This window comes from Massilia sp. BKSP1R2A-1, assembly GCF_050586525.1.
In the GTDB taxonomy this organism is placed as follows: Bacteria; Pseudomonadota; Gammaproteobacteria; order Burkholderiales; family Burkholderiaceae_D; genus Telluria.
The window spans coordinates 448,195-474,221 of sequence record NZ_JBOBRE010000001.1; the positions used below are offsets into that span (position 1 = coordinate 448,195).

At 67.2% G+C, this 26,027-nt stretch carries 26 protein-coding genes; 15 read left to right on the plus strand and 11 right to left on the minus strand.

The genetic code is table 11. The features are described 5' to 3' along the window. The first annotated feature begins 1 nt into the window (after nt 1). Both ACQ7JA_RS01990 and ppa read left to right on the plus strand, forming a co-directional pair. Nucleotides 2-1,198, plus strand: a complete 1,197-nt coding sequence (locus ACQ7JA_RS01990; protein ID WP_430894230.1) for a heme biosynthesis protein HemY — start codon at nt 2-4, stop codon at nt 1,196-1,198. A gap of 157 nt (nt 1,199-1,355) precedes the next feature. Further along, complete coding sequence (ppa, locus tag ACQ7JA_RS01995; RefSeq protein WP_258827822.1) at nt 1,356-1,892, plus strand: inorganic diphosphatase; 537 nt, start codon at nt 1,356-1,358, stop codon at nt 1,890-1,892. An 81-nt stretch (nt 1,893-1,973) separates the two neighbouring features. On the opposite strand, the gene ACQ7JA_RS02000 is transcribed toward ppa, so the two are convergent. From ACQ7JA_RS02000 to ACQ7JA_RS02010, 3 genes are all read right to left on the minus strand, one after another. Then, nucleotides 1,974-3,422 carry a PA domain-containing protein gene (locus tag ACQ7JA_RS02000; protein ID WP_430894231.1) on the minus strand — a complete coding sequence of 483 codons (1,449 nt, stop codon included), beginning with the start codon at nt 3,420-3,422 and terminating at the stop codon, nt 1,974-1,976. Continuing rightward, nucleotides 3,412-3,819 carry a post-PEP-CTERM-1 domain-containing protein gene (locus ACQ7JA_RS02005; protein ID WP_430894232.1) on the minus strand — a complete coding sequence of 136 codons (408 nt, stop codon included), beginning with the start codon at nt 3,817-3,819 and terminating at the stop codon, nt 3,412-3,414. Before ACQ7JA_RS02005 ends, ACQ7JA_RS02000 begins: the two co-directional genes overlap by 11 nt. Before the next feature lie 74 nt (nt 3,820-3,893). Next, nucleotides 3,894-4,574: a choice-of-anchor J domain-containing protein gene (locus ACQ7JA_RS02010; RefSeq protein WP_430894233.1), complete on the minus strand. Its 681-nt coding sequence runs from the start codon at nt 4,572-4,574 to the stop codon at nt 3,894-3,896. Nucleotides 4,575-4,847: 273 nt separating this feature from the next. Between ACQ7JA_RS02010 and ACQ7JA_RS02015 the strand changes: the two genes are divergently transcribed. After that, complete coding sequence (locus ACQ7JA_RS02015; RefSeq protein WP_430894234.1) at nt 4,848-5,804, plus strand: IS1595 family transposase; 957 nt, start codon at nt 4,848-4,850, stop codon at nt 5,802-5,804. A gap of 93 nt (nt 5,805-5,897) precedes the next feature. Here ACQ7JA_RS02015 and ACQ7JA_RS02020 read toward each other — a convergent pair whose 3' ends face one another. The 7 genes from ACQ7JA_RS02020 to ACQ7JA_RS02050 form a co-directional block, all read right to left on the minus strand. Then, on the minus strand, nt 5,898-6,977 hold the full coding sequence (locus tag ACQ7JA_RS02020) for a branched-chain amino acid ABC transporter permease (protein WP_430894235.1): 1,080 nt from the start codon (nt 6,975-6,977) through the stop codon (nt 5,898-5,900). Between the two features lie 5 nt (nt 6,978-6,982). Next, nucleotides 6,983-8,005 (minus strand): branched-chain amino acid ABC transporter permease, encoded by a 1,023-nt coding sequence (locus tag ACQ7JA_RS02025; protein ID WP_430894236.1) that lies wholly within the window; start codon nt 8,003-8,005, stop codon nt 6,983-6,985. Between the two features lie 9 nt (nt 8,006-8,014). Continuing rightward, nucleotides 8,015-8,761, minus strand: a complete 747-nt coding sequence (locus ACQ7JA_RS02030; protein ID WP_430894237.1) for an ABC transporter ATP-binding protein — start codon at nt 8,759-8,761, stop codon at nt 8,015-8,017. Further along, entirely contained in the window at nt 8,733-9,512 is a 780-nt protein-coding gene (locus tag ACQ7JA_RS02035) for an ABC transporter ATP-binding protein (protein WP_430894238.1), read from the minus strand. Before ACQ7JA_RS02035 ends, ACQ7JA_RS02030 begins: the two co-directional genes overlap by 29 nt. Before the next feature lies 1 nt (nt 9,513). Then, nucleotides 9,514-10,716, minus strand: a complete 1,203-nt coding sequence (locus tag ACQ7JA_RS02040; RefSeq protein ID WP_430894239.1) for a substrate-binding domain-containing protein — start codon at nt 10,714-10,716, stop codon at nt 9,514-9,516. A 29-nt stretch (nt 10,717-10,745) separates the two neighbouring features. Beyond that, nucleotides 10,746-11,630 carry an alpha/beta fold hydrolase gene (locus ACQ7JA_RS02045; RefSeq protein ID WP_430894240.1) on the minus strand — a complete coding sequence of 295 codons (885 nt, stop codon included), beginning with the start codon at nt 11,628-11,630 and terminating at the stop codon, nt 10,746-10,748. A gap of 116 nt (nt 11,631-11,746) precedes the next feature. Then, nucleotides 11,747-14,035, minus strand: coding sequence for a TonB-dependent receptor (locus ACQ7JA_RS02050; protein ID WP_430894241.1), 2,289 nt, complete (start codon nt 14,033-14,035; stop codon nt 11,747-11,749). A 284-nt stretch (nt 14,036-14,319) separates the two neighbouring features. On the opposite strand from ACQ7JA_RS02050, the gene ACQ7JA_RS02055 reads away from it, so the two are divergent. From ACQ7JA_RS02055 to ACQ7JA_RS02110, 12 genes are all read left to right on the plus strand, one after another. Continuing rightward, nucleotides 14,320-15,219 (plus strand): LysR family transcriptional regulator, encoded by a 900-nt coding sequence (locus ACQ7JA_RS02055; protein ID WP_430894242.1) that lies wholly within the window; start codon nt 14,320-14,322, stop codon nt 15,217-15,219. Between the two features lie 143 nt (nt 15,220-15,362). Then, nucleotides 15,363-16,277 carry a LysR family transcriptional regulator gene (locus ACQ7JA_RS02060; RefSeq protein WP_430894243.1) on the plus strand — a complete coding sequence of 305 codons (915 nt, stop codon included), beginning with the start codon at nt 15,363-15,365 and terminating at the stop codon, nt 16,275-16,277. A gap of 208 nt (nt 16,278-16,485) precedes the next feature. After that, complete coding sequence (locus ACQ7JA_RS02065; RefSeq protein WP_430894244.1) at nt 16,486-17,910, plus strand: SLC13 family permease; 1,425 nt, start codon at nt 16,486-16,488, stop codon at nt 17,908-17,910. A 22-nt stretch (nt 17,911-17,932) separates the two neighbouring features. Next, nucleotides 17,933-19,600, plus strand: a complete 1,668-nt coding sequence (mdcA, locus tag ACQ7JA_RS02070; protein ID WP_430894245.1) for a malonate decarboxylase subunit alpha — start codon at nt 17,933-17,935, stop codon at nt 19,598-19,600. 12 nt (nt 19,601-19,612) lie between these two features. Then, a complete protein-coding gene (gene mdcC / locus ACQ7JA_RS02075) occupies nt 19,613-19,927 on the plus strand; it encodes a malonate decarboxylase acyl carrier protein (RefSeq protein WP_430894246.1) in 315 nt (104 codons plus the stop codon). Continuing rightward, nucleotides 19,924-20,829, plus strand: a complete 906-nt coding sequence (locus ACQ7JA_RS02080) for a biotin-independent malonate decarboxylase subunit beta (RefSeq protein ID WP_430894247.1) — start codon at nt 19,924-19,926, stop codon at nt 20,827-20,829. The genes mdcC and ACQ7JA_RS02080 overlap by 4 nt, the downstream gene beginning before the upstream one ends. Nucleotides 20,830-20,831: 2 nt before the next feature. Next, the gene (locus ACQ7JA_RS02085) at nt 20,832-21,560 is read left to right on the plus strand and encodes a biotin-independent malonate decarboxylase subunit gamma (protein WP_430894248.1); all 729 of its coding nucleotides are present in this window, start codon (nt 20,832-20,834) and stop codon (nt 21,558-21,560) included. Next, complete coding sequence (gene mdcG / locus ACQ7JA_RS02090; RefSeq protein WP_430894249.1) at nt 21,544-22,224, plus strand: malonate decarboxylase holo-[acyl-carrier-protein] synthase; 681 nt, start codon at nt 21,544-21,546, stop codon at nt 22,222-22,224. Before ACQ7JA_RS02085 ends, mdcG begins: the two co-directional genes overlap by 17 nt. After that, nucleotides 22,212-23,105 (plus strand): triphosphoribosyl-dephospho-CoA synthase MdcB, encoded by an 894-nt coding sequence (gene mdcB, locus ACQ7JA_RS02095; RefSeq protein WP_430894250.1) that lies wholly within the window; start codon nt 22,212-22,214, stop codon nt 23,103-23,105. Before mdcG ends, mdcB begins: the two co-directional genes overlap by 13 nt. Nucleotide 23,106: 1 nt before the next feature. Then, on the plus strand, nt 23,107-24,024 hold the full coding sequence (locus ACQ7JA_RS02100; protein ID WP_430894251.1) for an ACP S-malonyltransferase: 918 nt from the start codon (nt 23,107-23,109) through the stop codon (nt 24,022-24,024). A 146-nt stretch (nt 24,025-24,170) separates the two neighbouring features. Further along, nucleotides 24,171-24,311 carry a hypothetical protein gene (locus tag ACQ7JA_RS02105; protein ID WP_430894252.1) on the plus strand — a complete coding sequence of 47 codons (141 nt, stop codon included), beginning with the start codon at nt 24,171-24,173 and terminating at the stop codon, nt 24,309-24,311. Nucleotides 24,312-24,650: 339 nt separating this feature from the next. Beyond that, nucleotides 24,651-24,869 carry a hypothetical protein gene (locus tag ACQ7JA_RS02110; protein WP_430894253.1) on the plus strand — a complete coding sequence of 73 codons (219 nt, stop codon included), beginning with the start codon at nt 24,651-24,653 and terminating at the stop codon, nt 24,867-24,869. On the opposite strand, the gene ACQ7JA_RS02115 is transcribed toward ACQ7JA_RS02110, so the two are convergent. After that, nucleotides 24,853-25,992 (minus strand): GNAT family N-acetyltransferase, encoded by a 1,140-nt coding sequence (locus tag ACQ7JA_RS02115; RefSeq protein ID WP_430894254.1) that lies wholly within the window; start codon nt 25,990-25,992, stop codon nt 24,853-24,855. The genes ACQ7JA_RS02110 and ACQ7JA_RS02115 overlap by 17 nt on opposite strands. Nucleotides 25,993-26,027 lie beyond the last annotated feature (35 nt).

A 26,027-nucleotide genomic window follows, 5' to 3' on the forward strand; every position in this document is an offset into this window, starting at 1 on the left:
GATGCGGCTCCTTCTCTGGCTGGTTGCGCTGATGGCCGCGGCCATCGGCATCGCCGTGACGGCGCGTTTCAACCCGGGCAATGTGGTGCTGTTCTACCCGCCGCACCGGCTCGACATGTCGCTCAACCTCTTCGTCGTGCTGCTGGTCCTGCTGTTCGCGGTGGTCTACGGCCTGGTGCGCGCGATCAAGTCGACCATGAAGATGCCCGAGCGCGTGGCGGCCTACCGCCAGCGCAAGCGCGAGCGCGAAGGCAACAAGGGCTTGCGCGACGCGCTGAAGGCCCTGTTCGAAGGGCGCTTCGGCCATGCCGAGAAGGCCGCCATGCGCGCCGCCGAGCTGCCCGAGAACGTGGGTCTTGCCGCCCTGATCGGCGCGCGCGCCGCCCACCGCATGCGCGAGCCCGGCAGGCGCGACGCCTGGCTGGCCGGCATCGCCCACGACAACGCACTCAAGACCGCGCGCCTGATGACGGTCACCGAGCTGCTGGTCGACGACCACCAGCCGGAAGCGGCGCTGGAAGCGGTGGCCGAACTGAACGCCAGCGGCCAGCGCCACATCCACGCCCTGCAGTGGTCGATGAAGGCGAACCAGCAGGCCCGCAACTGGCCCGAGGTGCTGCGCCTGGTGCGCATCCTGGACAAGCGCAAGGCCCTGCATCCGGCGCTGTCCACGCGCCTGCGCGAGATGGCCTACGAGGCACTGCTGGGCGAAGAGGGCCACGACGCCGAATCGATCCGCCGCGTCTGGGCCGGCGTGCCGCCATCGGACCGCAGCGTGCCCTTCATCGCGGCGCGCGCGGCGAATGCCTTCAATGCCTGCGGCCTGCACGACGAAGCGCGCGTGATCGCCGAGGAGGCGCTCAAGGCCAACTGGGACGACTGCGTGGTGCGCGCCTATCGCGAGGCCGCCGGCCCCTCCGGCTCGCCCTCGCTGCTGGCCCAGATCGAGCATTGCGAAACCTGGCTCAAGGAGCGCCCGATGGACGCCGAGCTGGCGCTGACCCTGGGTTCCCTGTGCCTGAAGCAGAAACTGTGGGGCAAGGCGCAGCGCTACCTGGAGCAGGCGCTGTCGGATGCCACGGAAAGCGCGATGGTGCGCGAGGCCCACCTGAAGCTGGCCCAGATGCACGAGGCGCTGGGGCAGGAACAGGAGGCAGCGAACCATTACCGCCAGTGCGCGCTGGCGAACATTCTTTGAATTGTCGGGCAATCGCTTTTGTAGGACGGGCGGGACTTCCCGCCCATCCTGCGAACCCATCTGCAGCCGCACCATTGCTCCTGCTGCGCCGCACAAGCCTGGTGCGTTTCGCTATAATGACGAACTTTATTGAAACTTCAGCAACCAAGGAATATCCATGAGCCTGAATAACGTCCCAGCCGGCAAAGACGTGCCGAACGACTTCAACGTCATCATCGAAATCCCGATGAACGCCGACCCGATCAAGTACGAGGTCGACAAGGACAGCGGCGCGATCTTCGTGGACCGCTTCATGGGTACCGCCATGCATTATCCGTGCAACTACGGCTACGTGCCGCAGACCATCGCCGATGATGGCGACCCTTGCGACGTGCTGGTCATCACCCCGTTCCCGCTGCCGCCGGGCGTGGTCGTGCGTTGCCGCGCACTGGGCGTGCTGAACATGACCGACGACGGTGGCGGCGACGCCAAGGTCATCGCGGTGCCGGTAGAGAAGGTGCTGCCGATGTACAAGAAAATCCAGTCGCTGGACGACGTCGAGGAACTGCGCCTGAAGCAGATCCAGCACTTCTTCGAGCACTACAAGGACCTCGAGCCGGGCAAGTGGGTCAAGATCGAAGGATGGGCCGACAAGGCAGCCGCCGAGGCCGAGATCACCAAGGGCGTGGAAGCGTTCAAGGTCAAGGGCCAGTAAGACCGTTTTGCTTGCCAAAAAAGCCGGCGTCCCGCGAAGGGGCGCCGGCTTTTTGCATTTCCGGATGCTGGCGGGCAGGACTTACCAGCCGAGATCGCGCAGCAGCGGATAGGTGAGGTCGCGCGGCGGCTTGACGACGTGCAGCAAGTCGTCGTTGATCGACGGCTCCATCAGCTGGTTCGGCTTGGCCTCGGTCGTGTAGTGCGACACCGAGGAGCCCGGCACGTTGATGCTCGGCGTGTACATCAGGATGCGGCGCTGGGCATCGGTGCCGGCCAGCTGCCTGAGATCGAGGCCGAGGCTGGCAATGACGCCGGACTTGGTGCGCGAGCGCTGCTGCAGGGCCGCCTTGATGACGGTGCCGTCCGCCAGGGTGATGCGCACCGCCGGGATGGCGATGCTCGGGTCGGTGCCGCTCAGGCCGACGACGTCACCCGGCACATTGTCCACTACCACGATCCCGATTGCGCCGGCCGCCTGCACATTCGCCGCCTTCACCGTGAAGTCGCAGCTGCCGCGGTCCACCAGGGCGATGTTGTTGCGCACCGCGAGGGCGTTGACGGCGTTCAGCGGCGTGCAGGCCAGGCCAAGGGGTGGCGAATTCGCGTTGCCCTGGTCGACCACCGGCATCAGCTGGCCGCTGACGGCCCGCTTGGCCAGCGGCGCGCCGAAGGTGGCGTCGCCGACGTAGTAGTCGCCCGCCGCGCCGCCGGCATTGGCGCCGCCGATGTTGAGGTTGGAACGCGGCGCCAGCACCTTGGGCACGGCGGCGTTCACGTTGGGGCCGTTCCACGACAGGCCGCGCCAGGTGATGGCGGAGGCAGCGCGCTGGGCGTCGGTCATGGCGACCCAGGCCGTGTTGTTGCGGTTGTCCACCAGGTGGTAGTCCCACACCGAGGGGATGCCGAAGAACTGCTCGCCGGTCTCGTCGTCCGTGAAGGTCTGGAAGCCCAGGCCGTGCCCCATTTCGTGCAGGAGCACGGTGACCAGGTCGATCTGGTCGCCGTGGCGGTTGTCCAGGCCCAGGTAGAAGGGCGAACCGGGCAGGCAGTCGGGGAAGAGGCCCAGGCGCGAGTTGAAGCGCGCGATGATGTGCGGGTCGGTCGGGGCGGTGAGGTCGGCGCCCGCCAGCTTGCTCGCCAGCGCGGAGGGGTACCAGGTATTGGTGCGCGGCGCATTCGGGAAATCGGTCCAGACCTCGTAGGCGCCGGCCGAGCCGAGCACGGCCCCGGTGGCGTTGCAGGCCAGCGGCACGAAGGCCGCGCCGATGCGGATCGTGACCGTGCTGGTGAGGGTGGCGCCCCAGATGCTGGCGGCGTGCCGGAAGGCGTTCAGGCGCTGCTGGCCCAGCGTGGTGCCGGGGTTGCCGCCGATCGGCGCGGCCGGGGTCGGGTCGTTGAAGCCTTCGCCCGGTGCGTTCTGGTTGACGATGACGATGGTGGCGGCCGCCTGGGCGGCGCTCGAACCGGCGAGGCCGGCGAGGGCCAGGGCGAAGGCGGCGGCCAGGCCGCGCAGGGATTTAGCGGTCATGGCGATGCTCCTCTGGCTTGCTGGCGGGGTGGTCGACGGCGCTTTCGGCGGCGTGCACGCCGTGGACGCATTGGTCGCCGAGCTTGCCGTCGGCGCCGCGGGTCACGACCGAATACACCATGTGGCGCTGGCCCAGCTGCACCGAGCGCCGTCCGCCCGGGCCGGTGACCATCTTCGGCTGCGTCGGGACGAGGGCAGCACCTGGCGTGCGCGGCTGCAAGGCGCGCATCTCGGCGGGAGTCGGGGTGCGCAGCTGGCCGGTCTGGGCGTCGCGCACGACGACCATTCCCTGCTCGGCCCGGGCCTGGGAGGAGGTCTCCTGCGCGGCCTGCTGGGCGGCGACTGGCATGCACAGGACGGCGAGCGGCAGCAAGAGCATCTTTGTATGGGTGGGCATGGCTTTCTCCTGGCGATACGGTTTCAGGCGCGTGGACGCGCGCCCGGTCAAACTGTGGCGGCGCGTGCGCCCGCCTATCGGGCCGCGTCCTGTTGCGCGTGCCGGCGCAGGCGGCGCGCACTGGCGCCGAGGGCGCCGAGCCCGCCCAGCAGCATCAGGTAGCTCGACGGTTCCGGTACGGCGGTGACGACCCGGACCGTGTCGAGGCCGACATAGCTGAGCGTGGAAGCGTCGCCGAGGTAGCGGAAGGCGAAGCGGCCTTCTCCTTCGACCGTCAGATCGGCGCTCCATTGCTGCCATTGCGACGGAAAACCGATCTCGCCGCCGATGGTGAGCAGCAGGACGTCGAAATCGCCCGCCGTGCTGCCGCTGCCGGAGGCGAAACGCACTTCGAGCAGGTCGGAAAAGCCGGTGGCGCCCTCGTTGCGGGTGTAGAAGGACAGGGTGGTCATGCCCGACAGGGACAGGGTCGGCGTGATCAGCCAGTTGTCGACCGCACCCATGCCATGGGCCGCGCCGAGGTAGTTGGCGGCGGCGTAGGAGTTGCCCGGACCCGACTGGTCGCTGAAGGCGTCGGTATAGCCCTGGAACCAGCCGGTGCCCGGCGGCATGCTGCTGTTGAGCTGCGACCAGCCGGAGAGGCCTGCAACGTTGCCGAAGCCTTCGTTGAGCACCTCGACGGCGTGGCTGGACAGGGGCGCCCAGGCAGCGCAGGCGAGCAGCGCCGCGCCGGTAATCCGGGTGAGACTTTTCATGATTGCCCTTTCATGCTGAGCCAGATGGAAGGTGGGAACCGCGGCTCGCGCTGGCTGACGCCGAAGCCATTGTTGTCTTTATGGTATGAGCAAGGAGATAAGGAACATTGAGGTGTATTCAATGCCGGCGGACCGAGGCTCGGTCCGTCTCAAGTGCGGGGAGGGAACTTACATGGAGGCGCAATGAAAAGGCTGTGTTCGCGATTGTTAGGTGAACCAAATTGCGTTGTCCAAGTCACACGTATCGTCGAGTTAACTCATGCTGGAGTGACGATGCAAAGCCTGCGCTTCGACGAATTGTTCGCCTGCCTGTCCGCGGCGCCATTGTCCAGGTCCGACCTGGCCCGGCTGCGCGAGTGGATCGACAGCATCCGTGACCCGGCCGAGTGTCTGGCGCTCATCGAAACCGCCGCGGCAGGCCGGCCGTGTCCGCATTGTGCTTGCGCGCGCTTGCAGCGCTGTGGCTTCGCCAGCGGCCTGCAGCGTCATCGCTGCCTGGGCTGCCGCCGCTCCTTCAATGCGCTGACCGGCACGCCGCTGGCCCGGCTGCGCAAGCGCGAATGCTGGCTGCCGTATATCCAGTGTTTGCTGGAATCGCGCACCGTGCGCGACGCGGCGCTCGTCACTGGCGTTCATTGCACCACCAGTTTTCGCTGGCGCCACCGCTTCGCACCCGCTGCCGCCCGAGACCGGCCGGCTGCCCTGTCGGGCATCGTCGAGGCCGACGAAACCTACCGCCTGGAATCGCAGAAGGGATCGCGCAATCTCACGCGCCCGCCGAGAAAGCGCGGCGGCGCCGCCCGGCGGCGCGGCATCAGCCGCGAGCACGATTGCCTGCTGGTGGCGCGTGACCGCGTTGGTACGACGCTGGATTTTCATACCGGACGTGGGCCCGTCACCGCTGCGCAACTGCATGTCTGTCTGCAGCCGGTGCTCCCCAGCGACGGGCTGCTCATCAGCGACGGCGCTGCGGCCTATGCCCGGTTTGCCGCCGGCGCCGGATTCACGCATGAGTCCGTCAATGTCCGGGCGGGCCGACGCGCACGCGGCGCCGTCCACATCCAGAACGTGAATGGCTGGCACAGCCGCTTCAAAAGCTGGCTCGTGCGCTTCAAGGGGGTGGCCAGCCGCTATCTGGCGAACTATTCAGGCTGGCAGCGATTATTGGATGCGCAAGCGTTGCGTACATCAGCCCAGTGGCTAAGTACTGCGGTACGACAAGGTAAGTAGAGGTAGCTGCACAAGCTTAATCAACGCGAACACAGCCAATGAAAACGGCCTCCGCGATGGGAGGCCGTGAGGAAGCAAGGAGCGGGCTGCGGTCTACTGCTGCCGCGCCATCCAGCTGCGCAGCCTGAGCTTGCCGACGATCCCGATCGGGAAGAAATAGATTGATAGAATGAAGAGCACGCCCAGCCACAGCATCCAGCGGTCCGGGTGCAGGGCCGCCGCCAGCAGCGGCACGCCTTCCAGCGCGCTGGAGCCGACGCCCATCAGTTCCTTGAGGTAATTCTGCGCAACGATGAAGAGCGCCGCGCCGACCACCGCGCCGTACATCGTGCCCATGCCGCCGATGACGACGATCAGCAGGATATCGGTCATCACCTCGAAGCCCAGCGAGGTCTTGGGCCCCACGTAGCGCAGCCACAGCGCCATCAGGGCGCCGGCCAGGGTCGCCACCAGGGCGGCCAGGCAGTTGGCCCAGATCCGGTAGACCATGGTGCGGTAGCCCAGCGCTTCGGCGCGGAATTCGTTCTCGCGCACCGCCTGCAGCACCCGTCCGAACGGTGAATTCACGAGGCGCAGCAGGAACAGGAACAGCAGGAGGCAGCCGAAGAACACCAGGTAATACGTGAGCAGCTTGCCGTCGATCGAACGGCCGAAGACCTCGTTTTCCATCAGCGTGAAGCCGGGTGTAAGCACTTCCGGCACGCTGAAGGTGATGCCGTCCTCGCCGCCGGTGAAGTCCGACAGCTGGGAGGCCAGCACGGCGAACGAGGACGCCACTGCCAGCGTGATCATCGCGTAGAAGATGGCGCGCACGCGCAGGGCGAACAGGCCGACCACCAGGGCCAATGCCAGCGCCACCAGCAGCGCGATGCCCAGTCCGCCCAGGGCCGCACTCCAGGTCGGCTCGTCGACGCGCGACAGGCCGAGCCCGATGCCATAGGCGCCGATCCCGTAGAACATGGTGTGGGCGAAGGAGACGATGCCCGTATAGCCCAGCAGCAGGTCGTAGGAGGCGACCAGCACGATGTAGACGCAGATGGTGGCCGCGGTATTGAGCGGACGCGCGCCGGTGGTCAGGAAGGGCGCGAAGGCCAGTCCGGACAGGATCAGGAGCAGGACCAGGCTCAGGGCGCGGCTGCGCGGCAGGTCGCCGGATAAGAGTCGGTGCAGCATCGGGTTCAACCTCGCATCTTCGAATACAGGCCGGCGGGGCGCCACAGCAGGATCGCGATCATCAGGATGATGTTCGAGACCAGCGCCACTTTCGGCGCCAGGAAGCCGGCATAGTTGGTCACCAGGGCCATGAGCAGGGCGCCGATGAAGCAGCCGCCCACCGAGCCGAGACCGCCGATGATGATGACGATGAAGATCATCACCATGATCTCGCCGCCCATCGCCGCGTTCAGGGTTTCCTTGTACAGGCCCCACAGCACGCCGCCCAGGCCGGCCAGCGCCGAGCCGGCCGCGAACACGGTCACGAACAGGCGCTTGATGCGGTAGCCCAGGGCTTCGACCATCTCGCCGTTCTCGACGCCGGCGCGGATGAGCAGGCCGATCTTGGTGCGGTTAAGGGTCAGGAACATGCCGATGAAGACCAGCAGGCCCACGACTACCGCCACCAGCCGGTACTTCTCGATCGCCGCGTCGCCCAGGAAGATGGCGCCGCGCAGGGCGGTCGGCAGCGGCAGGGCGATGGTCTCGGCGCCCCAGATCACGTGGATCAGCTGTTCGGCGACGATCATGCCGCCCATGGTGATCAGGATCTGCTTCAAATGCTGGCCATAGACCGGCATGATGATCACGCGCTCGAAGGCCCAGCCGATCACGGCGGTCACCAGCATGGCGACCGTGACGGCGAGGCCCAGCACGCCGAGGTTGACCATCAGGGAATCGACTTCGAGCCAGCCGCGCATCGGGATCAGGACGGTGGTGGCGGCAAACGCCCCGACCGACACGAAGGCGCCGTGGCCGAAGTTCAGCACGCTCATCAGGCCGAAGACGAGGGTCAGGCCACTCGCCATGATGAAGATCATCATGCCCATCGCCAGGCCGGCGACGGTGAGGGTGACCCAGGTGGGGAAGCTGCCGACCAGGGGCAGCATGGCCAGCATCAGGACCGGCACCAGCAGCAGCGGCGCGATGTCGCGCGGCGCCTTCGGCAAGGGCGCGTCGGTGGCGGCAAGGGGTAGAGTTGCGCTCATATCGTTTTCCTATTGATGGGAATCGAGCGAGAGGCCGAGCAGGCGCTGCTGCAGCTCCTCGTCGTTCGCCAAGGCGGGCATCGAACCGGCGTGCACGACGCGGCCATCGTCCATTACGCCCACGGTGTCGCCGAGCGTGCGCACGAAGTTGAAGTTCTGCTCGACCAGCAGGATGGTGGTGTTGGTGTCCTTCAGCTCGCGGAAGGCCGCCATCAGGCTCTGGACGATGGCCGGGGCGAGGCCCTTGGTGGGCTCGTCGACCAGCAGGAGCTTCCTCGGCTCGACGATCGCGCGGGCGATCGCCACCATCTGCTTCTGGCCGCCCGAGAGATTCCCCGCCGGGTAGTTCCAGAATTTCTTCAGGGCCGGGAAAAAGCCGCAGATCCAGTCCACGCGTGCTTCATCCAGCGCGCCGTTGCGCGCGGCCAGGTAGAGGTTCTCGCGCACCGTCAGGTCCGAGAAAACGGCCATGCTCTCCGGGACATAGGCGATGCCAAGGCGGGCAATGTCGGGCGTGGCCATCTTCGTGATGTCGCGGCCGTCGAACATGATGGAGCCGGCGCTGGCCTTCCACAGGCCCATGATGGTGCGCAGCGTCGTGGTCTTGCCGGCGCCGTTGCGGCCGAGGAGAATCGACATGCCGCCGCGCGGCACGACCAGGTCGACCCCTTGCAGGATGTGGTACTGGCCGATGTGGGTGTGCACCCCGCTCAGGGCGAGCAGGGGTTCACGCGTGTTCGGGTTCGGGTGTTCCAAGATAGGCTTCCTGTACGATCTTCGATTGCATGACCTCGAGCGGCTTGCCGTCCGCCACCAGGGTGCCGTTGTGCAGCACGATGATGCGGTCGGCCAGGGCGCGCACCACGTCCATCTTGTGCTCGACCAGCAGCACGGTCTTGTTGCGTTCCGCCTTCACGGCCTGGATCAGGTCCAGCACCACCGGCACCTCGTCCACGCTCATGCCGGCGGTCGGTTCGTCGAACATCATGACGTCCGGCTCCAGCGCCAGCAGGATCGCCACTTCCAGCTTGCGCTGGTCGCCGTGCGACAGGGTGGACACGAAGGCGTCGCGGCGGGCGGCCAGGGCCACGCGCTCCAGGTAGTGCTCGGCGCGCGCGACCAGTTCCCTGTGGCTCGACCAGATGGAGAAGAAATTCAGGCCCATCCCGGCCCGGCTCTGCACCGCCAGGCGCACGTTCTCGATCACCGTCAGGTTCGGGAACAGGTTCGTCAGCTGGAAGGCGCGCCCGATGCCGAGGCGGGTACGGCGCGCCGCTCCCGCCTTCGTCACGTCCTGGCCGTGCACGAAGACGCTGCCGGATGTCGCCGGCAGCTGGCCCGAGACCAGGTTGAAATAGGTGGTCTTGCCGGCGCCGTTGGGGCCGACGATGACGGTGAGCGTGCCCGGATAAAAGTCCGCCGTCACCCCGTTCACCGCGACGTGGCCGCCGAAGCGGATGGTCAGGTCGCGGGTGGACAGGGAGGGCTGAGCGTTCGAGGAAGTCATGTCAGCGCTTGTTCTTCACCGGCAGCGGCATCTCGGTGGCGGGGATTTCGCGCACCAGTTCCAGCAGGTCCCACTCGTTCTTCTGGTCCTTCTTGATGCGGAAGTGGTACATCGGCTGGATCGCCTGGTGGTCTTCCTTGCGGAAGCTCATCTGGCCCTTCGGCGTCTCGAAGCTCATGCCTTCCATGGCCGCCACCATATCGTCGCCGTTCTTCGCGTTCGGCGCCTTCTTCAGGGCCGAGACCACGGCGCTGGCTGCCGCCATGCCGCCGGCCGTGAACATATCGGGCGGCATCTTGTAGCGCTTGGTGTGTTCCGCGACGAACCAGTCGTTCATCTTGTTCTTCGGGAAGCCGTGGTAGTAGTAGATCGTGCCTTCGGTGCCGGCATAGCTCTTCCAGGTCTTCATCACGGGCAGGATGTTGCCGCCCGGGGCCAGGGCGATGCCGTAGCGCTCCGGCTTCATGTCGGCGATCTTGTTCAGCGGGTTGGGGCCGGCCCAGACGATGGCCAGCACGCGCGGCTGCGGCTTGTCCTTCAGGACGTTGAACAGGCGCTGGGTCGGGGCGGTGAAGTCGGTGGTGGTGGCGGGCGCGTATTCCTCGTGGACGGTAGTGGCCTTGCTGCCGGCGGTCTTCAGGGCCTCCTTGCCGGCCTCGATGGCGTCGCGCCCGAAGGCGTTGTCCTGGGCCAGGAAGCCGATGCTGCCGCTCTTGAGGGTGCTGGCCGCGGCCAGGGCGTCCTGCATCGAGCTGCGCGCGGTGCGGAAGATGTACTTGTTCCACTTTTCCTGGGTGATGGCGTCGGCCACGGCCGGTTCGACGATCAGCACCTTCTTGTATTCCTTGGCCACCGGCAGCATGGCGATCGCCGAGCCGGAGGAGGTGGTGCCGACCGCGATGTCGACCTTGTCGTCGCCATAGGCTTCGGCCAGCAGCGTACGTCCCAGGTCCGGCTTGGACTGATCGTCCTTGACGATCACCTTGATCTTGCGGCCATTGATGGCCATGGTGCCGCCCGTGAGGTATTCCAGGCCCATCATGAAGCCGGTCTCGGTCTCCTTGGCATAGGCTTCCAGCGGGCCGGTCTTGCCGGCGATGAGGGCGACCTTGATGTCCTTGCCCTGGGCGAAGACGGTCGGTGCGGCGGTGGCGGCGAAGGCGGCCACGATGGCGACGGACAAGGGTTTGATCAGGTGCTTCATGGAGTCTCCTTTATTTCTCTTGCATGTTCTCAGGGTACCCGGGCCAGGAAAGCACGGATCGCGTCGAGTGCCTCCGGCTCGGTGAGCATGGGGGCGTGGCCGACATCGGGTACTTCGGCGTACTGCAGTTCCGGCGCCGCCTTGCGCATCCAGTCGGCTTGGCTTCGCTCGACCAGGTCCGACAGCGCGCCGCGCACCAGGAGGGTAGGGCGGCGCCGCGCCAGGCGGCGGAAGGCCATGCGCGCCGCCAGCGATGTGGGGCGCAGCTTGCCGGTCTGGATCGCGGTGGCGATATTCGGATCGTAACGCAGCGCCAGCTGTCCGTCATCCTTCTGTTCGAAGGCGCGGCGCGCCCATTTGTCCCATTCGGCGTCCGAATTGGCGGGGAAGGCGCAGGCGTTGATGTCGCGCAGGTAGGCGGCCGCATCGACCCAGGAGGCGACCGCGTTGCAGCGGCCCGCATAGCCGGCAATGCGCTGCAGGCCGCGTAACGACATCACCGGGCCGATGTCGTTCAGGACGGCGGCGGCGATCAGGTCGAGCCGGCGCGCCGCCAGGGTCATGGTGATCAGGCCGCCCATCGAGGTGCCGACGAACACCGCGCGCGGCAGCTGCAATTCGGCCATCAGCTTGACGATGTCGGCGGCGTAGACCACCGGGTTGTAGTTGTCGGGATTCGGATCGTGGGCCGAGTGCCCGCGGCCGCGCACGTCGACCGCGATCACGCGGCGCCCCATCGCGGCCAACTCCGGGGCCAGTTCGTCGAAGTCGGCGGAATTGCGTGTCAGGCCGTGGATGCAGATGACCGGCAGGCGCGCCGCCGCTCCTTCCGGCGCGGGCGCCGCGGGATAGTCGCGCGCATACAGCGCCAGCCCGTCGCTGCTGGTGTAGCTGATTGGAGTGAAGGTGGACACGCTGGCTGATCCTGTGATTCGTTTCTCGTTCGGCGTGGCGCCGTTTCAAAAGGCCGCACCGTACTGGCCGGCGCCGGGAAGGCGCCGGCCAGTACGATGCGGTAAGACGGAAAGGCTTAGAAGCGGTACTCGAGCGTGGCCGAGACCTGGCGCGGATTGCCGTAGAAGGCGGTCAGCGTGCCTTCCAGACCCAGGGTCGGGAACAGGTAGCCGCCGGTCTTGTAGTGCTTGTCGCTCAGGTTCTTGCCGTGGATGCCGGCGCGGACCTTGCCGTCGGCGCGGGTCCAGACGATGCTCGCGTCATACAGCTTGTAGGATTCCTGGTCCAGCAGCGAAGCGGTCTCGAACTGCGCGGTGGCGCCCTTGTAGGAGGCGCTGCCGATCAGCGAGAGCTTGCCGTTGTAGCCTGCCAGCGGCAGCGGGATGTCGTAATTGAAGCGCAGGTTGGCCGAGTTCTTCGGGGTGTTCTGGAAGGTACGCTGCCCCGCCACATTCACGCCCGCCGCGATGTATTCCTTGTACTCGGCGTCGATGTAGCTGTACATGCCCGCGATCATGAAGTTCGGGGTGATGTTGGCGATGGCTTCCAGCTCGGCGCCCTTGATCTCGGCCTTGCCGGCATTGGTGGTCACGCCGGCGAAGCTGTCGTCGCGTCCGTCGCCGTTGGTGTCGATCGCCACCGAACCCGGGATCTGGACATCCTGGTAGTCGCTGTAGAACACTGCGGCATTGGTGGTGATGCGGCCGCCGTTGAAGGACGATTTCAGGCCCAGCTCGTAGGTTTCGATGGATTCCGGCGCATAGCCCTGCTTGGCCACCGCCAGCGGCAGCCTGGTGCCGACCATGTTCAGGCGCGGCTCGAAACCGCCGCCCTTGAAGCCTTCGGAGTAGGACGCGTAGACATTGTGGTCCGAATTCATCTTGTAGTTCAGGGCGACGCGCGGGGTGAACTTCTTGTCCTTGCGCTGCAGGACGCCGCCACGCAGGTCGGTGTCGGTGCGGAACAGGATGGCGCCGGTATTGCCCAGGCCAGGCGTGCCCTTGTTGCCCAGGTAGATCTGGCGCAGCACCTCGGCCTCGCGCTCGTCGACGGTATAGCGGCCGCCCAGCGAGACGCTGAAGGCGTCGGTGACGTTGTAGCTGCCGTCGGCATAGATCGCCCAGGCCTTGGTGTCGATGTCGCCGCTGGTGAAGGTCGAGGTCGGGACCGCGCCGCCGAGGATGGTGTCGAACTTGTTGAAGGCGTTGGCGTCGATGTAGTAGATGCCGGCCACGCCCTGCAGACGTTCGCCCGTGTAAGTGAGGTTGAACTCCTGGCTGAACTGCTTGTTGGTGTACAGGGCCGGCACTTCCATGTCGACCACCGCCAGCGAATCGAAGTCGATCGGCGCGTAGGACCTGTCCTTGCGCGAAGCCGTGATCGACTTGAAGGTCAGCTCGTTGTTCAGGGTGTATTCGACGGTGGCCGAGACGCCGTGCGCCTTGACTTCCTGGTCCTGGCCGAGCGCCTTCATGAGGTTGGCGCGGGTATCGAAGACGTTGCTCAGGATCGGCGCGCCGCTGGTGCGGCCGACGATCAGGCGGTGGCCGTTCTTCGGGCTGGAGTCGTCCTGGGTGACGTCGCCGGCGATGCGGATGAACAGGTTCGAGGCCGGGGTGAACTCGGCCGACAGGCGCGCCGCGGTGACATCCTTGTCGTAGTTCTCGCCGCCGGTGGTCAGGTTCTTGCCGAAGCCGTCCCGCTTGAAGCGTGCGAAGGTGCCGCCTATGCGGGCGGTCTCGCTGATCGGGGTGCTGACGGTGGCGACGATTTCCTTCTGGCCGTACTGGCCGACGGTGGCGCGCAGGCGGGCATCAAGCTGCGGGGCCAGCTTGCGGGTGACGTACTTGACGGCGCCGCCGATCGTGTTGCGGCCGTACAGCGTGCCCTGCGGGCCGCGCAGCACCTCGATGCGCTCGACGTCGTAGATGTCGGCCACGGCCGCCTGCGGACGGGCCAGGTAGATGTCGTCGATGTAGATGCCGACGCCCGCCTCGAAGCCGGCCAGCGGATCGGCCTGGCCGACGCCGCGGATGAAGGCGGTCAGGGTCGAGTTGGTGGCGCGCGAGGCCTTCATGGTGGTGTTCGGCAGGGCCAGCGCAAGGGCAGTGATGTCCGGGGTGGCGGTCTTGGACAGCTGGTCGGCGCTGAAGGCGGTGACGGAGACCGGCACGTCCTGCAGGGTTTCTTCGCGGCGGCGGGCGGTGACGACGACCTTGTTCACGCCGTCCTCGCTGTTGGCGACCGGCGGGGCGCCGGTGGCTTCCTGGGCGTACACGGTATTTCCCGCCGAAAGGACAAGCAGGGCCACCGCGGACTGGATGGCAGGGTTCAGCAGCTTCATTTTGTTCTTGGTCAGACGCATTGATGTCTCCTAATTTTTGATAGCGGCATGCGTTCAGGTTGTCGCATGCCCGGCAGTGTGCCTCGGCTCGGTCTGGTTCGATAGTCAACATTCGCCCACCCCTTTGTGCAAAAATGCACAGCCCGCTGCACCGCGGCTGTGCGTGTCTTGACGAGGGAAGATTCCGGTGCTGCACCGTTTGTGCGCTGCAATATGGAAAAAGCCTCAGGCGATTGCAGAGGGAATGTGCACTGGTGCACAATATGTCATCTTGATATCGAACAACGAGTCGTGAAAGCGAGCCCATGAATACGCTGCCCGAGTGGACCGACCTGCGTTTCTTCCTCGAGCTGGCGCGCGCCGGCACCCTCTCCGGGGCCTCGCGCCGGCTGGAGGTCGAGCACACGACCGTGGCGCGCCGCATCGACCGGCTGGAAGCGCAGCTGGGCTCGACCCTGTTCGACCGCTCGCGCGAGGGCTATGAATTGACCGAGGTCGGCCAGGCCCTGCTGCCGCACGCGGAAGCGATGGAAGGGGCGGCGCTGGCCGCCGCCGAGCAGATCGGCGGGGCGGAAGTGGCGGCGCACGGCGTGGTGCGCCTGGGCGTGCCGGAGGTCTTCGGCGTGCGGGTGGTGGCGCCGCTGCTCGCGACCCTGCTCGAGCAGCATCCGGACCTGTCGATCGACCTGCTGAACCTGCCGCGCTTCGCCAACCTCGCCAACCGCGAGGCCGACCTGGGCGTGATGCTGGACCCGCCCACCACCGGGCGCTACATGGTCACGCGCCTGGCGTCCTTCCATTTCTATCTGTACGCCTCCCCGGGCTACCTGGCGCGGCACCCGCCGATCCGCACCCAGGCCGACCTGGCGCGCCACGATTTCGTCGACTACGTGCAGGACCGGCTGGCCAGCCGCGAACTCTCCTACCTGAACGAGCTCGGCTTCACGCCGCGCCGCCGCATCTGCTGCTCGGGCATGACGGGGCAGCTCGAGGCGGCCTCGCTGGGCATGGGACTGATGATGGCGCCGCCCTATGCGGTGCCGAACGATGGGAGGCTGGTGCGGGTGCTGCCGGGTTTCCAGGCCGAGCGCTCGTTCTGGCTGGCGGCGCCGACCGACCTGTACCGGCTGCGGCGGGTGAAGGTGGTGTGGAACCTGCTGCGCGAATGCGCCGAAAGCCACCCCGATTTATTTGTTGAGGAGTAGGGTGGTCGGCTCCGCCGACCGCGCGCGCAACCGGCGCGTGAACATCATGCGCGGCGTCCGTTCATACGGGATTTGAGCGCGCGGTCGGGGAACCCGGCCACCCTACGGTATCCTCATATCCATCCACATCGAAAAGGGATTCCATGCGCAGCCGCATCAGCGACGACATCACCTTCCGCAAACTCGAAGTCCTGCTCGCCTACATGGAGGGCGGCAACCTGAACGCCGCCGCGCGCATGCTCGACATCAGCACGGTGAGCGTGCACCGCGCCCTGCATTCGCTGGAAGAGGCGATGAGCTGCCAGCTGTTCAGCCTGCAGGGCCGCAACCTGATCCCGAACGAGGCGGCCCAGGTGCTGGCCGACGTCAGCCGCGACGTGGTCAAGCTGATGGCCGACGGCATCGCGGCGACGCGTTCGGCGGCCGGCTACTCTGCCGACCACCTCAAGATCGGTTCGCTGTATTCGCTTACCACCGGGATCATCCCCGAGGTCATCATCGGCATCAAGCTGCGCAAGCAGGAGCTCGAGACCGAACTGGTGCTCGGCTCGAACGCCGACCTGCTGCACAAGCTCAAGCAGAACGCGATCGACGCCGCCCTGATGGCCCAGCCCGACCCGGACCCGGACGTCGAGTCGATCCCCCTGTTCGAAGACGAGGTCTTCTTCGCGGCGCCCGCCGGCTCGCCCTATGCGGGCATGCAGGAGGTCGACCTGCGCGACTGCGCGGCCGAGAAATTCGTCTGCCTGCGCGACGGCTTCGTCACCTTCAACGGCTTCCAGGAAGCCTTCCGCATCGCCGGCTTCGCGCCCACCATCGTCACCCGCGTGGGCGACATCTTCTCGCTGATGAACCTGGTCGGGGCCGGCATCGGCTATACGCTGCTGCCGGGCCGGGTGCGCGACGCCTTCGGGGACCGGGTCCAGCTGATCCCCTTGAAAGCGGACTTCCATATGCGCCAGACCATCGGCCTGTCCTTCCTGCGGGTGCGCGAGCGCGACCCGAACCTGCTGGCGCTGGCAGCCGTGTGCCGCATGCTCAAGCACGGTGCGAAGTAGGCGCGCGATGACGTTTAGCGTCGATAGTTCCGCTGAAAGTAAACGTCGGACGGCGAGCGTAATTGATCGCTTCCCGATTCGAGGCTACCTTTACGTCACAAAATAGCATAACAAAAGAGCACGTCCGGCCCACGGGACCGGACATGCATTGGAGACGTATCACCAGCGGCACGAGCACGCTTGGCGCCGCGCCTTGAAGGAGCAAGCCATGTCTTCGCACATGATCGCAATCTGCGTACTGGCGCTGATGTTCGTCATCGCCACCGCGCTGCCCATCAATATGGGCGTCATCGCCTTTGTCGGCGCCTTTTTGGTCGGCAGTGTCGTGGCCGGCATGCAGGCCAAGGCCATCATGACGGGCTTTCCCGCCGAGCTGTTCCTGACCCTGGTCGGGATCACTTTCCTGTTCGCCCAGGCCCAGAACAACGGCACCATCGACTGGCTGGTGCGGCTCGCGGTGCGCGCCGTGGGCGGGCGCATCGCCGCCATCCCGTGGATCATGTTCGCGATCACGGCGGTGCTGACCTCGGTCGGTGCAGTGAGCCCGGCAGCGGTTGCCATCATCGCCCCGATCGCCCTCGGCTTCGCCGCCAAGTACAACATCAACCCGCTCATGATGGGCATGATGGTGGTGCACGGCGCCCAGGGCGGCGGCTTCTCGCCGATCAGCATCTACGGCGGCATCACCAACAAGGTGGTGCAGGAAGCCGGCCTGCCGATCTCCGAGCTGACCACCGCGCTCACCAGCCTTGGCGTCAACCTCGCCGTCTCCGCCGTGCTGTTCTTCGCCTTCGGCGGCCTGAAACTGATGCGCCAGACGGCGCCGAAAGGGGCGGCCGGTGTCGGCATCGGCATCTCGCCCTTCGGCCCGCCGGTGGCGGTGGCGGCGCAGGGACCGCAGATCTATGGCGACGCCGAGAACGAAGCGGCCAGCGAAGAGCGCCTCACGGCCCAGCGTTCGGCCAGCGCGGCCGCGGCAGTGGGCGGCACCATGGGCGCAGGCGGCGTGGCCGGCGCGCCGCGCGAAGCACTGGACAAGGGACCGGACCTGCACCAGGTCGTCACCGTGGTCGGCCTGATCGCGCTGGCCGTCCTTACCCTGCTGTACAAGCTCGACATCGGTTTTGTCGCGATCTCGATCGGCCTGCTCATCTCGATCCTGTCGCCGCAGGTACAGAAGCGCGCCATCGGCCAGGTGTCCTGGCCCGAGATCATGCTGATCGTCGGCGTCTCCACCTACGTGGGCGTGATGCAGAAGATGGGCACCATCACCTGGGTGGGCGACAGCGTCGCCAGCCTGACCTCGCCCCTGATGGTGGCCTTGCTGCTGCTGTTCGTCGGCGCCATCGTGTCGGCCTTCGCCTCGTCGACCGCGGTGCTCGGCTCCCTGATCCCGCTGGCCGTGCCTTTCCTGGCGTCGGGCACCGGGGTCGATCCGATCGGCTTCATCGCGGCGATGGCGGTCGCGTCCACCATCGTCGACGTCAGCCCCTTCTCGACCAATGGCGCCCTGGTCCTGGCCAGCGCCCAGCACATCGACCGCGACGTGTTCCTGCGCCAGCTGATGATCTATGGCGGTATCGTCACCCTGGTCGCGCCGGTCGTGGTGTGGCTGCTGTTCGTGGTCTTCTGAAGGTTTTGCAAAGGGAAATCGTATGAGTGCAGTCGAAGGCCGCTGGAATACCCAGCAACGCAACCGCGGCGAGCGCCTGGCGCGCGCGCGGGTAGCGCTCGGCGCCGCACTGGACGGCAAGGTCGTCCAGCCCACCCACATCGTCGAGCTGCTGCACGCCGTGCTCGAACCGGGCGACCGCGTCTGCCTGGAGGGCAACAACCAGAAGCAGGCCGATTTCCTCGGCAAGGCCCTGACGCGCCTGGACCCGGCGCGCGTCAACGGGCTGCACATGCTGCTCTCGGTGCTCTCGCTACCCGAGCACCTCGACGTGTTCGACAAGGGCATCGCGGCGAAGCTGGACTTTTCCTTCTCCGGCCCGCAGGCGGGGCGCCTGGCCAAGCTGGCCCAGGCCGGCAAGCTGAACATCGGCGCCATCCATACCTACCTGGAGCTGTTCGCGCGCTACTTCGTCGACCTGACGCCGCGCGTGGCCCTGGTGGCGGCCGAGATGGCCGACCGCGAAGGCAACCTCTACACCGGCCCGAACACCGAGGACACCCCGGCCATCGTCGAAGCCACAGCCTTCAAGAGCGGCATCGTGATCGCCCAGGTCAACCAGGTCGTCGACAAGCTGCCGAGGGTCGACATCCCCGCCGGCTGGGTCGAGTACGTGGTGCAGTCGCCGACCCCGTACTACATCGAGCCGCTGTTCACGCGCGACCCGGCATTGATCTCGGAAATCCAGGTCCTGATGGCGATGATGGCGATCAAGGGCATCTACGCCGAGTACGAGGTCGAGCGTCTCAATCATGGCATCGGTTTCGACACGGCCGCCATCGAGCTGCTGCTGCCGACCTATGCGGCCGAGCTGGGCCTGAAGGGCAAGATCGCCCGCCACTGGGCCCTGAACCCGCATCCGGCCCTGATTCCCGCGATCGAGGCGGGTTTCGTCGAGTCGGTGCACTCCTTCGGCTCCGAGCTCGGCATGGAAAACTACATCCGCGCCCGGCACGACGTCTTCTTTGTCGGCCCGGACGGCTCGATGCGCAGCAACCGCGCATTTTCCCAGGCGGCCGGGCACTATGCCTGCGATATGTTCATCGGCTCGACCCTGCAGATCGATTTGCAGGGCAATTCCTCGACCGCGACCCTGGGCCGTATCGCCGGCTTCGGCGGCGCCCCGAACATGGGCGCCGATGCGCGCGGCCGACGTCACCCCAGCGCGGCCTGGCTCAAGGCCGGGCAACAGGCGCGCGAGGGCCGCAACACCATCCCGCGCGGCCAGAAGCTGGTGGTGCAGATGGTCGAGACCTTCCGCGAGCACATGGCGCCGGCTTTTGTGGAAAAGCTGGATGCCTGGCAGCTGGCCGAACAGGCCGGCATGGCGATTCCGCCCGTGATGATCTATGGCGACGACGTCACCCACATCCTGACGGAAGAGGGCATCGCCAACCTGCTGCTGTGCCGCGGCGAGGAAGAGCGCGAGCAGGCGATCCGCGGGGTGGCGGGCTACACCCCGGTGGGCATGGGGCGCGACAGGCGCATGGTCGAGAACCTGCGCGACCGCGGCGTGATCCGCCGCCCCGAGGATCTCGGCATCGACAAGCGCATGGCGACCCGCGACCTGCTGGCCGCCAAGAACATGAAAGGCCTGGTGCGTGCGTCCGGCGGCCTGTACGAGCCGCCCAAGCGCTTCAGGAACTGGTAACGAGGAGTCTGAATGGAAACCCTGCAATTTCGTTTCGAAGCCGGCAGCCGCCCCCTGGCCGGCATGCCGCAGCTGGTCGGCGTGGTCGGCTCGGGCAACCTCGAGGTGCTGATCGAACCCGCCCACCTGAACGGCGCCTGCGAGATCGAGGTGCGCACCGCGGCGGTCGGCTTCGGCGCCACCTGGGAGGCCGTGATGGCCGACTTCCACGCGCGCTGGCAGCTCGCCGACGCGCGCATCAGCATCAACGACATGGGCGCCACGCCCGCCGTGGTCGGCCTGCGCCTCGACCAGGCCGTCGAATCGGTGACGGGAGGCACGCCATGAGCAGCTACCTCGAACTGACGGCGCGCCAGCGCATCCCGGCCATGTTCGATGCGGGCTCCTTTGAGGAATTCCTGCCGCCGAGCGCGCGCGTGGCCAGCCCGCACCTGGCCCAGCTGGACGCACCGGTCTCCTTTGACGACGGCGTGGTGGTCGGGCGCGGCCTGCTGGATGGCCTGCGCGTCTACGGCGCCGCGCAGGAGGGCGGCTTCATGGGCGGTGCGGTCGGCGAGGTGCATGGCGCCAAGCTGGTGGGCATGCTGCGCCGGGCCATCGACGACCGGGCCGATGCCGTGCTCCTGCTGCTGGAATCGGGCGGGGTGCGCCTGCACGAGGCGAACGCCGGCCTGATCGCGGTCTCGGAGGTGATGCGCGCCATGCTGGACGCGCGCGACGCCGGCATCCCGGTGGTGGCGCTGGTGGGCGGCTCGAACGGCTGCTTCGGCGGCATGGGCATCTCGGCGCGCTGCGCCAACACCGTCATCATGTCGGAGGAAGGGCGGCTGGCAATGTCCGGCCCGGAGGTGATCGAGACCGCCAACGGCGTCGAGGAATTCGACTCGCGCGACCGCGCCCTGGTCTGGCGCACCACCGGCGGCAAGCACCGCTACCTGCTGGGCGACTGCCAGGTGCTGGTGCCCGACGACACGGCGGCCTTCCGGCAAGCCGCGCTCCAGGCGATCGCCGACATCAAGGCCGCAGGGAGCCGGCTGGCACTGGAAGACCTGCTGCGCGAACAGGACATGCTCGGGCGCCGCATCGCACTGGCCGAGGGCCTGCTCGAGCCGATGGAGATCTGGCAGCGCCTCGGCATCGCCGAGCCGGCCAGCGTGCCGATGCTGGATGCCGACGCCTTCCTGGCGCTGGCGAGCCGCCACCGCGTCCAGGCCGGAAAGGGAGAGTGAAGATGGACTGGCATACTTTGGCAACGCAGCTCTTCCCCGAGGGCCACGATATCCTCGAACACGATCACTTCCTGTCCGGCACCGCCCGGGTGCAAGGCAAGGCCATCGATGTGATCGGGACCACCGGCCACGTCCCGATCGGCATCGAGATCGCCCTCGCCCAGGCCCGCGCCATCCTGCGCACCGTGCAGGAACATCCCGGCCGCCCGATCCTGATCCTGGTCGACACCATGGGCCAGCGCCTGCGCCATCGCGACGAGATGTTGGGCATCAACAGCTACATGGCCCACCTTGGCAAGTGCGTCGACCTGGCGCGCCGCAAGGGGCACACCGTGGTCGGCCTCGTGTACGACCAGGCCCTGTCCGGCGGCTTCATCACCAGCGGCCTGATTGCGAGCAGCTGCTACGCGTTGCCGCAGGCGACCATCCGCGTGATGGGCCTGCCGGCGATGGCGCGCATCACCAAGGTGCCCGAAGAGCGCCTGACGGAACTCGCCAAGGACAACCCGGTCTTCGCGCCGGGCCCCGAGAACTACCTGCGCATGGGCGGCCTGCACGGCATCTGGCGGGTTGGCCAGGACGCGGACCTCGCGGGCGAGCTGGCGCGGGCCCTGGCCGACAGCCCGGTCGAGGACGTGCGCATGGCCCTCGGCCGCGAGCGCGGCGGGCGCCTTCTGGCGCAGCCGGTCGCGGAGGCGGTCAGGACGGGCAGCCATGTTCGCCCGGCATGACCTGGTCTGGCTGACCCACCGCGGCTGGGATCGCGTGCGCGCCGGTGCGCCACAGGATGCGCTCGCCGCTCTGGACGCCTGGCGTGACGCCGGCTGGCCCGCCGTGGTGCGTCGCGCCGAGGCGGACCTGGCCGCCAGCGAGGTGGCGATCGGCTTCGCCATGCCGCCGCGCGCCGTGGATGGCGGCAAGCTGCGCGTCGCCTGCCGGGTGGAACTGTCCGACATTGGGCGCCGGACCCGGGCGCTGCCCCTGGTCGGCGCCCTCGATGCCGTACCGCTCGCATGGCGCGAAGGACTCGCCCGCCTCGAGCAGGAAGCCGCCGGCGCCGGGCTCGGGCTGGCGGTCTATGGTTCGGTGGCGCTGGAGGCGCTGACCGGCCAGCATTATGTACGCCCGGAATCCGACATCGACCTGCTGCTGCGGCCCCTGAGCCGGGCGCAGCTGATGGCCGGCCTCGAGCTGCTTGCCACCCACGCGTTGGCGCTGCCGCTCGATGGCGAAGTCGTCTTCCCCGACGGGCGTGCGGTGGCCTGGAAGGAGCTGCGCGCGGCCTTCGACAGCGCGCCCGGTACGCGGGTGCTGGCCAAGGCGCTCGAGCGGGTGGCGCTGGTCAAGCCGGAAGAACTCCTTGCAACACTGGAGGACGCTCAATGGCTGAACTGATCGCACTCCACCCCCGTGGGATGCTGCGGACGCCGGCCCCGATTCATGACCGCCGGTTCTGCCAGCGCATCGCGCGCCTGGCGGTGCGCAGCCTGTATGCCGAACTGGCCCTGTATCCGAAGCCAGGCCTGGTCTCGCTGGTCGACAACGGCAGCCACCAGGACATGACAGCCGAGACCTTCGTACGCAGCATGTTCGCGCTGCGCCGCTACTTCCTGCACATCGCCGAGGCGGGCATGGCGGGGGCCTCTTTTTCCGAACTCAAGCGTCTGGGCATCGCCGCCGAGGAGCGCATGCTGCGCGCCACGAACGGCATCAATACCCATCGCGGCGCGATTTTCTGCCTTGGCCTCTTGTCAGCAGCGATCGGCCGCTGCCGGGCGGCGGGAGCCTTGCTATCTCCAGGCGCGATCCGGGCTGCCGTGATCGCACACTGGGGAGCAGAGCTCGGCGCCCACAGCGTCGACGCCGGCACCCAATCGCACGGCGCGAAAGCGCTCCTGCGCTACGCCGCCAGCGGCGCGCGCGAGGAGGGCGCACGCGGCTTCCCCTCGGTGTTCGAGGTCGGGCTGCCGGCCCTGCAGCGCACGCTGGGAGCGGGACGCGGCATGCGCCGGGCGCGCATCGACGCGCTGTTCTCGCTGATGGCGCACATCAGTGACACCAACGTCTACCATCGCGGCGGTGTCAATGGTGCGCTCAGGGTGCGCAGCCAGGCGCGCGTCTTCGTCGCACGCGGCGGCAGCGCGGCGCCGGACTGGGAAGCGCGGGCCCTGGCCTGCCACCGCGATTTCGTCGCGGCGCGCCTGTCGCCGGGTGGGGCGGCCGACCTGTTGGGCGCCGTGTGCTTCGTGCATGCTGCCTGCGGCGGCGAGGGCTGAGATGGCGGGCCGGCTCCTCGTGCTCTGTCCCGGCCAGGGTGCGCAGCACCCGGCCATGTTCGACATGGCGCGCAGCGACCCGGCCGCCTCCAGGGCGCTGGATGTGTGGCTTGCCGACCCGGCGCTGGCGAAGCTGGCGGGCGGCGCCTCGCTCTTCGCCAACCAGCTCGCCCAGCCGGCCATCGTGGCGGCGACGCTGGCCATGTGGACGGCGCTGCGCGAGACGATCCCGGCGCCGTCACTGGTGGCCGGCTACAGCATCGGCGAACTGGCCGCCTACGGTGTCGCGGGCGCGCTTGCTCCCCTGGCGGTGGTGCGGATCGCGGCCGAGCGTGCGGGCCTCATGGACGCCTGCGTCGACGGGCGTGCGGCGCAGGGCATGGTGGCCCTGTCCGGCATGCCGAAAGAGGCCATCGAGGCGCTGCTGGCGCGCTTCGGCTTTTATCCGGCGATCGTGACCGGCGAGGACGCCGTGGTTGCCGGCGGCCCTGCCGCGCTGCGTGAGGAACTCGCCGAGGCCGTTCTGGCAACGGGCGGCCGCGCGACCGTGTTGCCGGTCGAGGTGGCATCGCACACTCCTCTGCTGCAAGGAGCAGTGTCGCCATTCTCCGAACTGCTGGCGCGCCAGGCCTGGTCGGCGCCGGCATTTCCCATCCTGTCCGGCATCTCGGCCGAGAAGGTGGAAGATGCCCGGCTGGCCATGCGCGTACTGTCGCGCCAGATCGCGGAACCGATCCGCTGGATGGACTGCATGGATGCCTGCGCCGAGACGGGCATCACCGTCGCGCTGGAACTCGGCCCCGGCGCCGCGCTGTCCCGAATGTTGCAGGCGCGCCACCCCGACATCGCCTGTCGTTCTGTCACGGAATTCCGCTCCCTGGACGGGATACGCTCCTGGCTAGGGAGGCAGCTCGAATAACATTCACCAGATCGATATCTGGTATTGCAAATCAGAATTGGAAATTCCTCCGACTCACCTCTATAACGGTCGTACTGGATCGCGATTGCGATCGAACCGTTTCGCGGGGCCGCTCCGAATAGGTCCCGCACCAAGAGGAGTCGAGCATGAAAAACCTGTTCAACAAGTTCGCCAGCGTGCTGCTCGCGGCCGCCAATGGCCGCGCCCTGAACGTGCTGCGCAAGCAGGCCGAGCTGTCCAAGCCTTTCCACGTCGAGTTCCGCTCGAACGCGGGCGGCTGGAACTAAGCGCCAAGAAGACTTCGCCCACGTCGATGGGCGAGCCAGGAAGGGCCGGATTCGCATGGCGAAACCGGCCCTTCTTCTTTGTTGGTCCACCCTCCTTGCATTCTCATGCGCCCACCCAGCCTCGGCCGCGGAAGTGGGAAAGCGTGAGGATCCAGCCTTGCCAGGCCGATATCCTCGTCAGGTTTGCACAAGGGAAGACGAGCATCGGATGGACTGCCTCATACGACCGTATCGACCGGCGGAAGCCGCGCAGCGCGATCTTCCCCGACGAGTGGGCCGTGATCCGCATGCTGGTCGTCGCACCCGAACGGCGCGGCCGGGGCAGGCGGCCGCCAGCTGGTGGCCGCCTGCCTGCGCCATGCGATCCGCGATGGCGCGCCGGCGATCGGCCTGCATACGAGCCCCATGATGGCGACCGCCCTGCGGCTCTATACCACCCTCGGCTTCACGCGCGAGCGCGACCTCGACCCCATCGACGGCGTCGCCTACGGCCGCTACGTACTCCCCGCCGGTCGCTTCCAGGCGGCGCTCGACCAGCTGGCTAGCTGGCCGGCTTGAACGGACTGCGTTCGTTCAGCTCATCCATGTAGTCGTCGATCCCGCCTTTCTCGCGCTCCAGGAAGCGTTCGATCGCATCGGCAAACGATGGGTGGGCCAGCCAGTGCGCCGACCAGGTGCGGGTCGGCAGGAAGCCGCGCGCCATCTTGTGCTCGCCCTGCGCGCCGCCTTCGAAGGCCTTGATACCCTGTTCGATGCAGAACTCCAGCGGCTGGTAATAGGCCGCCTCGAAGTGCAGGCAGGGCACGTGTTCCAGCTCGCCCCAGTAGCGCCCGAACAGCGTGCTCTCGTCGTGGATGACGAGGGAGGCCGCGATGTCGCGTCCTTCGCGCGAAGCGATCACGAGCAGGATGTTGTCCGGCATGGTCTGGCCGATGCGGCGGAAGAAATCCAGGTTCAGGTAGGGCGTCGAGTAATGCGCCTGGTAGGTGTGCCGGTAGCAGCGGTTGAACAGCACCCATTCCGAATCGGTCACGTCACGCCCGCGCACCCGGCGCAGGGTGACGCCGGCCTCTGCTACTTTCCTGCGTTCGGCCCGGATGTTCTTGCGCTTCTTCTGCTCCAGCGTCGCCAGGAACTCGTCGAAACACTCGTAACCCTGGTTCAGCCAGTGAAACTGCACGCCGCTGCGCAGCATGAAGCCCGCCTCCTGCAGCTGGCGCGCATGTTCCTCGGGCGGGAACAGCACGTGGGTGGACGAGACCTCGCTTGCCGCCTGCGTCGCCACCAGCACGTCGATCAGGGCCGCGCGCGCCTCGGCATCGACCGCCATCAGGCGCGGGCCCGCGACCGGCGTGAAAGGAATCGCCGAGAGCAGCTTCGGGTAGTACTCGACCCCGTGGCGCTGGTAGGCATCGGCCCAGGCCCAGTCGAACACGTACTCGCCATAGGAGTGGCCCTTGACGTAGAGGGGCAGGGCGGCGGCGAGCATCTCGCCGTCGTAGAGGACGATGTACTGCGGCTGCCAGCCGGTCTCCGGCGCCGCGCTGCCGGATTCGTGCAGGGCGTGGAGAAAGGCGAAGGAGAGGAAGGGATTGGAATCTTCCTGTGCGGCGACCAGCGCGTCCCAGCGCTGCTGGCCGATTTCAAGCAAGGAAGAAACGATATGCGTGCGATAATTCAAAATGACATCCCTAACGAATTGATGAGCTGCGTCTT